The following is a 10412-nucleotide window of genomic DNA, read 5'->3' on the forward strand; positions in this document are numbered from 1 at the left end:
TCGGTGAGGTGGGTGCTGTTGCTCCTGGTGTCGTCCGCCGTGTGGTGGGCCGCCCCGCCTGCCCAGGCGGCGTCGCCTCAGGCGGCGCGGGAGGACGCCGGAGGGCGGGTGGCGTTCATCGGGGTGCCGGGGCTGATGTGGGACGATCTCGACCCGGCGGACACGCCGCGCCTGTGGCGGCTGGCCGGGCAGAGCGGGATCGGGTCCCTGTCGGTCAAGGCCGTGGGCACCGTGACCTGCGCGTACGACGGGTGGCTGACCGTGGCGTCCGGCGTGCGCTCGGCGGTCGGGCGCCGGTGCGGGATGCCGCCCGAGCCGGTCGCGCAGGAGTCCGGGGCCGTGGTCTCCGAGGTCCCCGGGCTGCTGCAGCTGCGCGACGGGGCCTACGCGGGCACGCTGGGGACCGCCGTGCACGCCGCCGGGCAGTGCACGGCCGCCGTCGGGCCCGGCGCGGCGCTGGCCCTCGCCGACCGGACGGGCAAGGTCGACCTGTACGCCGCCGAGCCCGCCGGGCTGGCCGACTGGTCGCGCTGCCGGATGCTGGCGGTGGACGTCGACGTGCTGGTGAAGCCGTACATCGTGGACGGCAAGCTGCCGCTGGAGCCCGAGCTGCTCGCGCCGGAGCGGCGGCGCGCCCTGGTCCGCGAGGCCGACGCCAAGGTCGGCGCGGCGCTGGACAAGCTGCCCCCGGGCACCGAGATCGTGCTGGCCGGGATCGGCGACCACGGCTCGGTGCCGCACCTGCGCGTGGCGATGTGGCAGCGCCCGGGCATGGCGGCCGCGCCGGGCGGCCCTGGTGGCGGGCAGGTCGCCGGGCCGTCGGTGGGGGCCAACTCGACCCGGCGCGCGGACATCGTCGTGCTGCCCGACATCACGCCCACGCTCCTCAACGCGCTGGGCATCGCCCCGCCCTCCACCGTGATCGGGCTGCCGTGGCAGCTGGGCGAGCGGACCACGATCGACGACCTGCGCAGGGCCGACCTGAAGGGCACCGCCGTGCGCGGCACGACCGGCGTCTTCTTCACCGCCTTCGCCATCGTCCAGGTCGCCTTCTACGCCCTGGCCTACTTCCTGCTGTCCAGGCGCAGGCGGCTGGGCGCGATCGGCGTGGCCGCCATCGTGCTCGCCTCCATTCCCGTCTCCACGTACGCGGTCAACCTGGTGCCGTGGGAGCGCAGCCCGTACCCCGTGCCGACGCTGATCGGCGGGGTGCTGGCGAGCACCGCGCTCATCGCGGCCGTCGCGCTGGGCGGCCCGTGGCGGCGCCACCCGCTGGGGCCGCCCGCGGCCGTCGCGGCGACCACCGCCGCCGTGCTCGTGGGCGACCTGCTGACCGGGACGACGCTGCAGTTCAACAGCCTGATGGGCTACACCGCCGTGGTCGGCGGCCGCTACTACGGGCTGGCCAACATCCCGTTCGCGCTGCTGGCCACGGCCGTGCTGATGGTCACCGCCGTGGCCGCCGAGCACTTCGTCCGCGTCGGCCGCAAGCGGCTGGCCGTGGCCGGGGTGACGGGGCTCGGCGTGGTGGCGATGCTGCTGGCGGGCTGGCCCGGCGTGGGCAGCGACTTCGGCGGCGTGATCGCGTTCGTGCCGGGCATCGCGGTGACCGCGCTGCTCGTCGCGGGCAAGCGGGTGTCGGTGGTGAAGCTGGCCGCGTTCTGCGCGCTGGGCGGGGTGGCGGTGTCGATCATCGCGGTGCTCGACCACCTGCGCCCGCCCGCCTCGCAGACCCACCTGGGGCGGTTCGTGGGGCAGGTGATCGACGGGACGTTCCTGCCCATGATCGGGCGGAAGCTGGGCGCCATGCTCAACACCATGCTCTCCCCGAACCTCATGCCGATCGTGCTGGCCGGCCTGGCGTTCCTGATCTTCGCGGTGCTGCGGCCCGGGCAGATCAGCGCGGGCATCGTGCCGAAGGCGTTCGCGCGGGCGCCCATGCTGCGGGCCGGGCTCGTCGGGGCGCTGGTCAGCGGCGTGGTCGGCATGCTGGTCAACGACTCGGGCACGGCCGTGCTGTCCATGGCGGTCGCGCTGGCCGTGCCGCTGGTGCTGCACGCGGGCGTGCGCTCGGCGGGGGAGCCGGACTCACCAGCAGAGGTGGAGCTCCTCGGGGGCCCGGTGGATGAGCGTGGCCGCCATGACGACGTCCTCGCCGGCGAGACGTAGGCCGGGCAGCTCGCGTACGAGCAGCTCGAGGGTGACCTTGAGCTGCTCGCGGGCCAGCAGCGCGCCCGGGCAGCCGTGCACGCCGTGGCCGAACGACAGGTGCCGCACCGGCTCCCGCGCGATGTCGAACTCGTCCGGCCGCTCGAACACCGCCTCGTCCCGCCCGGCCGAGCCGAACGACACGAACACCGTCTCGCCCTCGCCGAGCGCGGTGCCCGCGAGCTCCAGCGGCCTGGTGACGGTGCGGCGGAAGCCCTGCACGGGCGCCTCGTACCGGGCCGCCTCCTCGATCGCCGCGCCCGCCAGCTCCGGCCGCTCGCACAGCAGCTCCCACTGGTCGCGCTCGCGCAGCAGGCGGTGCACGACGGTGCCGAGCAGGGCGGTCGTGGTCAGGTGGCCGGCCAGCATGACGTTCTGCGTGTTGGCCACGATCTCGTCGTGCTGCTCCGGCGTCGGCTCGCCGGGGCCGGGGGCCAGGCCGCGCGACAGCTCGCCGGTCAGGCTCCCGGCGGTCCTCGACCTGGCCGCGTGCGCCGCGAGCAGGTGCCGCAGCGCGGCCACCTCGCGGGCCGCGGCGACCTGGTCGTCCTCTGACATCGGCGTGAACAGCAGGTCCTCGGCCCGGTTGCCGGCCCGGATCGCGCCGGGCACGTCGGCCGGGTCGAGGCCGAGCAGGTGGCCGATCACGGCGGCCGGGAGCGGCCTGGCGTACGCGGACATCCACTCCACGTGCCCCGCCCTGGCGAACGACGCGACCAACTCTCCCGCCGTCGCCCGCACGAACGGCAGCACCGCCGCCACCTTGGCGGGGGACAGGCCACGGGTGAGCGGCCGGCGGTAGCGGGCGTGCGCCTCGCCGTCCGTGCTCAGCACCACCGGGGCGCCGCCGGGCGCGCCCGCCAGCTCCGCGAACGCCCGCGGGCCCGGGATCACGTCGGGCCGCAGCGCGCCCTTGGAGGAGAAGTCGTCCGGGCGTCCCAGCACCTCGCGCACGTCGGCGTGCCGGGCCACCAGCCAGGCGTCCAGCTCCTCGACGAAGGTCAGCCCCGGCGCGGCGCGGGCCCGGGCGTAGACGGGATACGGGTCGCGGTAGAGCGCCTCTCGATCCACGCGTACCATCCTGCAAGCCCTGGTGGACGGCCGACAAGATCTGAAATTTTCTTTTAGTTCACCCTTAAGTCTTGAAAGTTATATCCACGAGCGATTGAGTTCGGTCGTGCAGTCCCTCAGAATCCTCACAGCTTCGGTGCTGGCGTTAGGCCCGCTGGCCCTGGCCCTGGCCGCGGCCCCGGCGCAGGCCGATCCCGCGCCCCCCGTAGAGGACGCGCTCAAGGCGTCGTCCTACCCGCCGCCGTCCACGCTGCTCGCCCAGGACGCCGGGCAGCGACTGGAGACGGCCAAGCGGACCCGGCCGGTGGCGCCGGGCATCTCGCTCACCTCGTTCGACACCTATGACGCGCTCGGCTGGCTGCGCGCGGACGCGGTCACCGCCGACCTCGGCGGCGCGAAGGCCGACTACCTGTACTCCGGCGAGGTGTCCAAGACCGAGCCGCTGTCCGGGCCCGCCAAGCGCGCGCACGCCGTCGCGGCCGTCAACGGCGACTTCTTCGACATCAACAACTCCGGCGCCGCCCAGGGCATCGGCGTGCAGAACGGCTCGCTGGTGCAGTCGCCCGTCACGGGCCACGAGAACGCGGTCGCGATCACCGGCGACGGCCTCGGCCGCGTGCTCAAGATGTACTTCGAGGGCACCGCCACCCCGGCCGGCGGCTCGCCCATCGCGCTCACCCAGTTCAACCAGGTCGTGCGCAGCGGCGGCGTCGGGCTGTTCACGCCGCTGTGGGGGTCGTACAACCGGGCCCGCGCCGTCGAGGGCGCCACGTCCGTCGCCGAGGTCGTCCTGGTGGACGGGGTGGTCACCGAGGTACGCACCTCCGCCGGCACCGGCCCCATCCCCGCCGGGACCACGATCCTGCTGGGCCGCGACGCCGGCGCCACCGCCCTGTCCGCCCTGAAGGCCGGCGACCGCGTGGACGTGAAGTACCAGCCGAAGTCGTCGGACGGCAGCCAGGTCAAGGCGGCCGTGGGCGGCAACTGGGTGCTGGTCAAGGACGGGGTCGTGCAGAACTCCACCGACCCCGCCGCGCACCCCCGCACCGCCGTCGGGTTCTCGGCCGACGGCAGGAAGATGTACCTGCTGACCGTGGACGGCCGCCAGGTCGACAGCCGCGGCGTCACGCTCAACGAGCTCGCCGCCATGATGGCCGACCTCGGCGCCGCCAACGCCCTCAACCTCGACGGCGGCGGCTCCTCCACCATGCTCGCCCGCGAGCCCGGCTCCGCCGACGTCCAGGTGGAGAACAGCCCGTCCGACGGCGGCGAGCGCCACGTGCCCAACGGCCTCGCGCTCTACGCGCCCGAGGGAAGCGGCAAGCTCAAGGGCTTCTGGCTGGAGACCGCGAGCGACCCCGCCAAGGCGCCCGGCGTCGGCCCGGTCGCCGGTGGCCGCCCCGACCGCGTCTTCCCCGGCCTCACCCGGCGGCTGACCGCCGCCGGATACGACGAGACGTACGGCCCGGCCGCCGGCACGCCGTCGTGGCGGGCCGACCCGGCCGTGCACGGCGTCGTGCGCGACGGGAAGTTCCACGCCCTGGTGCCCGGCCAGACCACCGTCACCGCCTCCCGCGGCGGCGCCAAGGGCACCATCGACCTGACCGTCCTGCAGCCGCTCCAGCGGCTCGGCGCCACCGCCGACCGGCTCGGCCTGGCGGGCGCGGACGGTGCGGCCACGTTCGGTGTGGTCGGCTACGACCGCAACGGCAACTCCGCGCCCATCGAGCCCTCGGACCTCGCCCTCGACTACGACAAGAGCCTGTTCGAGGTCACCGCGGCCGAGCACGGCTACTTCACCGTCAAGGCCAAGAAGGCCGTCGGGTCAGGCCTGATCACCGCCAAGGTCGGCAAGATCAGCACGGCGGTGCCGGTGACCGTCGGGTTCGAGGAGAAGCCGGTCGCCGACTTCGAGGACGCGGCCAAGTGGACCTTCGCCGCCGCCCGCGCCACCGGCTCGCTGTCGGCCGCGCCCGGCCAGAGCGGGGGCGGGCTCAAGCTCTCCTACGACTTCACCACCTCGACCGCGACCCGGGCCGCGTACGCCAGCCCGCCGCAGCAGATCGTGGTGGACGGCCAGCCGCAGGCGTTCGGCCTCTGGATCAACTCCACCGGCAAGGGAGAGTGGCCCAGCCTGGAGTTCTACGACGCGCTCGGCCAGTCGCAGATCCTGCGCGGGCCGTACATGACGTGGACCGGATGGAAGTACGTCGAGTTCGCCGTGCCGCCGGGCGTGAACTACCCGCTCAAGCTGCGGCGCTTCTACGTGGCCGAGACCAAGGCGGACGCGAAGTACACCAACGAGATCCTCATCGACGGCCTGGTGGCCAAGGTGTCGCCGTCGATCTCCGCCCCCGCCGCGCCGAAGGTCGCCGATCCGGTGGTCAAGGCCGACGTGGGCCGGATGCCGTGGCGGTTCGCGGTCATGTCGGACGCGCAGTTCGTGGCGCGGGACCCGGACAGCGACATCGTCAAGAACGCGCGCCGCACGCTGCGGGAGATCAAGGCGGCCAAGCCGGACTTCCTGCTGATCAACGGTGACCTGGTGGACGAGGCGTCGCCCGAGGACTTCGCGCTGGCGAAGAAGATCCTCGACGAGGAGCTCGGCGGAACCCTGGAATATCACTACATTCCCGGCAACCACGAGGTCATGGGCGGCAAGATCGACAACTTCAAGGCCGTCTTCGGCGACACGTACACCACCTTCGACCACAAGGGCACGCGCTTCGTCACCCTGGACACCTCGCGCCTGAACCTGCGCGGCGGCGGCTACGACCAGGTGGCCATGCTCCGGTCCGAGCTGGACAAGGCCGCCGGCGACGCGTCGGTGGGCTCGGTCGCGGTGCTGTTCCACGTGCCGCCGCGCGACCCGACGCCCGGCAAGGGCAGCCAGCTCGGCGACCGCAAGGAGGCGGCCCTGGTGGAGGGGTGGCTGGCGGACTTCCAGCGCACCACCGGCAAGGGGGCCGCGTACATCGGGGCGCACGTGGGGACGTTCCACGCCTCGCACGTGGACGCGGTGCCGTACTTCATCAACGGTAACTCCGGCAAGAACCCGGCCACCGCGCCCGACGACGGCGGGTTCACCGGGTGGTCGCTGTGGGGCGTCGACCCGGTGACGCGGGCCGAGGCCGAGCACGTGCGGCGGAACTGGTTCGCCGACGCGCCCGAGTGGATCGGCACGCAGATCCGGCCGCACGTGGACGACCTCGTGCTCACCGCCCCCGCGACCGTCGCGATCGGCGCGCCCGGCGCGGTGACGGCGGCGGTCAAGCAGGGCAGCCGTACGGTCCCCGCGGCCTACCCGGTCTCGGCGGCGTGGTCCGGCTCGCCCAACCTGTACGTCGGCGGCCGGGACGGCGTCAAGCCGTGGCACGTGGCCTACTTCGACCCCTCGACGGGGACGTTGACGGCGCTGCGGCGGGGGCAGGTGACGGTCGCCGTCACGGTGAGCGGCGTGACCCGCCAGGCCACCGTGGCGCTGACCGCCAAGGCCGCCGCCTGACCCACCTCCGGGCGGGGCCGCTGCAGCGAGGCCTGCGGCGGCCCCGCCCGGAGCCCGGTCGTACCATGAAGGGAACGCAACCGTAACAGCGAGTCGCCGTCTCCTCCCGGGCGATCGCGTCGCAAGGCGCTCAGAGGAGACTGGAGACGCTGATGGCGCTCTTTGACACCGATGTGGTGATCGTCGGAGCCGGCCCGACGGGCCTGCTGCTCGCGGGAGACCTCGCCGCGAGAGGCGTCGCGTGCATGATCGTGGATCGGGAGCTTCGCGGTTCGAAGCTGACGCGGGCATTCGTCGTGCACGCCAGGACGCTGGAACAGCTCGACGCCCGGGGCGTGGCCGACGAGCTGATCGACACCGGCGCGACCTTCGGGACGATGTCGCTGTTCGGCAACCTGGAACTCGACATGTCCCTGCTGCGCTCGCGCTTCCCGTTCCTGCTGTGCACCCCGCAGTACAACACCGAACGCGTGCTGGAGAACCGTGCCTCCAGGCTCGGCGTGGAGGTCATGCGGGGAGTCGAGGTCGTCGGTCTCCGCCAGGACGCCGACGGCGTGGACGTGAGCATGCGCGTCGACGGCACCATCCACAGCCGGCGCGCGAAATTCGTGGTGGGCGCCGACGGCGTGCGCAGCGTCGTACGGGACGCGCTCGGCGTGCCGTTCCTCGGGCGTTCCGCGGTCGACTCGGTGATGCTGGCCGACGTCCGCCTCCGCCGCCCCCCGACGCAGGAGCTGGCCCTCAACACCGGCGCCGAGGGCTTCTGCTTCATCGCCCCGTTCGGGGACGGGCGCTACCGGATCATCGCCTGGGACCGGCGACGGCAGCTTCCCAGCAGCGCGCCGGTCACCCTCCAGGAGGTGAGCGACATCACCCGCAGCGTCATGGGCAGCGACCTCGGCCTGCACGACGTGCGCTGGCTGACGCGCTTCCACAGCGACGAGCGGCAGGTGCCCAGCTACCGCGTGGGCCGGGCGTTCCTGGCGGGCGACGCCGCGCACGTGCATTCCCCCGCGGGCGGGCAGGGGATGAACACCGGCCTGCAGGACGCCGCCAACCTCGGTTGGAAGCTCGCCGCGGCGGTCCAGGGCTGGGCGCCGGACGGCCTGCTCGACACCTACCACGCCGAACGGCACCCGGTGGGCAGCATGATCGTACGGCTCAGCGGCCGCCTGCTCACCACGGCCCTGGCCCGTACGCGGCGTGACCGGCTCGCGCGTGCGACGCTCCCGGTCGTCGTCAACCGGTTCCCGCCGGCCGCCCGCCGGCTGCGGGAGGCCATCTCCGGCCTCGCGATCTCCTACTCCGCGCCCCGGGGAGCGCACCCGCTGGTCGGCCGGCGGGTCCCCGATGTCCTGCTGACCGGCGAGTCGAGCCGGCTGTACGAGGCGCTGCGCGACGGGCGATTCGTGCTCCTGGCGCCCGCCGACGAGCCCGCCGCGACGGGGAGCCTGCTGCCGGCACGGGTCAGGCACGCCACGCCGAGAAGCGCCCGCCTGCCCTCCATGCTGGTCCGTCCGGACGGTTACGTCGCCTGGGCGAGCACCGCCGCCGACCCCGCCACCCGTGTCCTCGGCCTGCGTTCCGCCCTGGCGGAATGGTGCGGCCTGCCGCCGGAGTCGTCCGTGACCGGTCCGGTCGGGACGAGGCTGTCCGGCTGATGCCCTGCTCCATGGGTCTGACCTGCGCGTATGTGGGTACGAGGCCAAGCAGGTGCAGGCCCGTGGAGGTGTGGTGACCGTGTCGGACAACGACTCAGCGGCGCAGGCCGGATTCAAGGTGCTGGCGGACATCAAGCCGCCCTTCATTCCCGAGGGTGCCTCGGGGATGACCCTCCTCGTCGAGTGGACTCCCGGACACCCCGGCCTCGCTCCGCACCGCCACTCGGGGCCGGCGTTCGGTTACGTGATCGAGGGCGCGATACGGTTCGAGCTCGAAGGCGAGCCGGAGCGCGTGGTCGAGGCCGGTGAGACGTTCTGGGAGCCGGGCGGCGACGTGATCCACTACCAGGACGGCAACGCGTTGCCGGACGCGCCGGCCAAGTTCGTCGTGTTCATGCTGTGCGCGCCCGGCCAGCCGATGCTCACCTTCGTCGACGAGGAGGAGCTGGCGCGGCGGGCCCATCTGCGCGCCCCGCGTCCCACCGCGGGCTGAACCGCCTGCGCAAGGCGGTTGAAAGCGTACGTCGGCCGGCGGCAAGTCACCTGAAATCGGCGTATCGCACATTGTCGTCATCTCGCCACGAAAGGACGACCTCCGATGACGATCTCCCGTACCCTCGCCGGCCTGGCCATCGCCGCCACCGCCACCATCGCCGCTGTCGCGACCGTCGCCCCCGCCGCCCAGGCCGCGACCGCGGCGAACGCGGCCGCGTGGGGCCCGTACTACGCGCCGGGGCGCGCCGCCCACGCCGCGGGCACCCTGACGGCCACGGGGGAGGACCACGCCGACCTGCCGACGGCCGACGTCGTCCGCGTCTCGGGCAAGGTCTACGACCACACGCGACCCGCCGCCAGCTGCGGCTGGGCGGTCTTCCGCATCACCTACCGCTCCGGGAGCAACCTGCCGTTCCGGCAGCACGCGGTGCGCGACTGCTCGTACCGCGCCCCGAAGAGCTTCTCGTTCTCCTACCGGGACGTCTACCAGGTCGAGCTCAAGGTCTGCGCCGAGGCCAAGTCCGCCAAGCCGTCCCTCGTCTGCCAGTACGCGGGCACCTGGAAGACCCTCTACCTGTCGAAGTAGCCGTCCTCAGATCTCGGAGATGATCTGCTGCCGTTTGGCGGCGTACTCGTCGTCCGTGATCGCCCCCGTCGTGCGGAGCCCCTCCAGCTCCTCCAGGCGCTGGGCGGCGGACCGCTCGGACGGCGGGTGCGCCGGCGAGGCGGCATCGGCCGCCCGGCGCACCACGGCCTGGATCTGCCGGCGCAGCTCCGGCCTGGAGCGCACGTCCATCATGCCGTTCAGCGGGATGCCGCTGGCCTTGAGGAGCTGCAGGATCTCCATCAGCGGTCCGGCCTGGCCGCTCAGGTCGTAGGTCCTGTTCTCCTCTTCCAGGGTGAACCTCGCCGGCACCAGCCCGTTCACCAGCGCGCTGCGGTCCCAGTCGATCTGGTGCTCGTGCGTGGCCGGATCGACGAGCACGACGAGCCTGCGCGCGTTGAAGTTGCCCGCCCGCGTCACGCCGGCCAGCACGCGGTCCTGAGCGTCGAACGCGAACCCCGGGCCTTCGATGCGCAGGCCGAGCTTGATCAGCGGCTGGTCGTTGATCGTGGTGCCGGTCTCCGACATGCCCGTGATCTGGGCGAGCGTCAGCACCCCGGTCCGCTCCAGGGCGGCGGTCCTGGCGGCCGCCTTCGCGCTGCGGCGGGCCAGCGCCACCGCGACCAGCACGTTGGACACCGTGAGCAGCAGCCCGACGTAGAACATCCACTGGATCTCCTCGCGTTCGGCCGGGCCGACCGCGAGGTAGACGATCACGAAGATCGGGCCGACCAGCCCACCGCAGAGCAGGACGACCAGCTGCGACCTCAGATAACGCCCGAACATCGGCCTGCTCCCGTCGGTGGGGCGGTGGATCGGGTGCCAGAGTAACCGAGCGGTGATCTCGGTCAGGGATCCGTTTGAGGAA

The 10412-nt window shown here is 73.0% G+C and carries 7 protein-coding genes; 5 read left to right on the forward strand and 2 right to left on the reverse strand.

The features are described from left to right. The first annotated feature begins 12 nt into the window (after window positions 1-12). Window positions 13-2169, forward strand: coding sequence for a hypothetical protein (locus tag HD596_RS37040; RefSeq protein WP_185074137.1), 2157 nt, complete (start codon window positions 13-15; stop codon window positions 2167-2169). Here the strand turns inward: HD596_RS37040 and HD596_RS65090 are convergent. Continuing rightward, entirely contained in the window at window positions 2089-3279 is a 1191-nt protein-coding gene (locus HD596_RS65090; protein WP_313045802.1) for a cytochrome P450, read from the reverse strand. The two genes, HD596_RS37040 and HD596_RS65090, sit on opposite strands and share 81 nt — an antisense overlap. 106 nt (window positions 3280-3385) lie before the next feature. Between HD596_RS65090 and HD596_RS37050 the strand changes: the two genes are divergently transcribed. The 4 genes from HD596_RS37050 (at window position 3386) to HD596_RS37065 (ending at window position 9526) form a co-directional block, all read left to right on the forward strand. After that, window positions 3386-6784, forward strand: coding sequence for a phosphodiester glycosidase family protein (locus HD596_RS37050; protein WP_313045804.1), 3399 nt, complete (start codon window positions 3386-3388; stop codon window positions 6782-6784). Window positions 6785-6936: 152 nt separating this feature from the next. Beyond that, complete coding sequence (locus HD596_RS37055) at window positions 6937-8445, forward strand: FAD-dependent monooxygenase (RefSeq protein WP_185074139.1); 1509 nt, start codon at window positions 6937-6939, stop codon at window positions 8443-8445. Between the two features lie 73 nt (window positions 8446-8518). Further along, window positions 8519-8938 (forward strand): cupin domain-containing protein, encoded by a 420-nt coding sequence (locus tag HD596_RS37060; RefSeq protein ID WP_313045807.1) that lies wholly within the window; start codon window positions 8519-8521, stop codon window positions 8936-8938. Between the two features lie 105 nt (window positions 8939-9043). Beyond that, entirely contained in the window at window positions 9044-9526 is a 483-nt protein-coding gene (locus HD596_RS37065; protein WP_185074140.1) for a hypothetical protein, read from the forward strand. Window positions 9527-9532: 6 nt separating this feature from the next. On the opposite strand, the gene HD596_RS37070 is transcribed toward HD596_RS37065, so the two are convergent. After that, a complete protein-coding gene (locus HD596_RS37070) occupies window positions 9533-10330 on the reverse strand; it encodes an SHOCT domain-containing protein (RefSeq protein ID WP_185074141.1) in 798 nt (265 codons plus the stop codon). Window positions 10331-10412: the final 82 nt, after the last annotated feature.

The organism is Nonomuraea jabiensis, assembly GCF_014204795.1.
GTDB classification, from domain to species: Bacteria; Actinomycetota; Actinomycetes; order Streptosporangiales; family Streptosporangiaceae; genus Nonomuraea; species Nonomuraea jabiensis.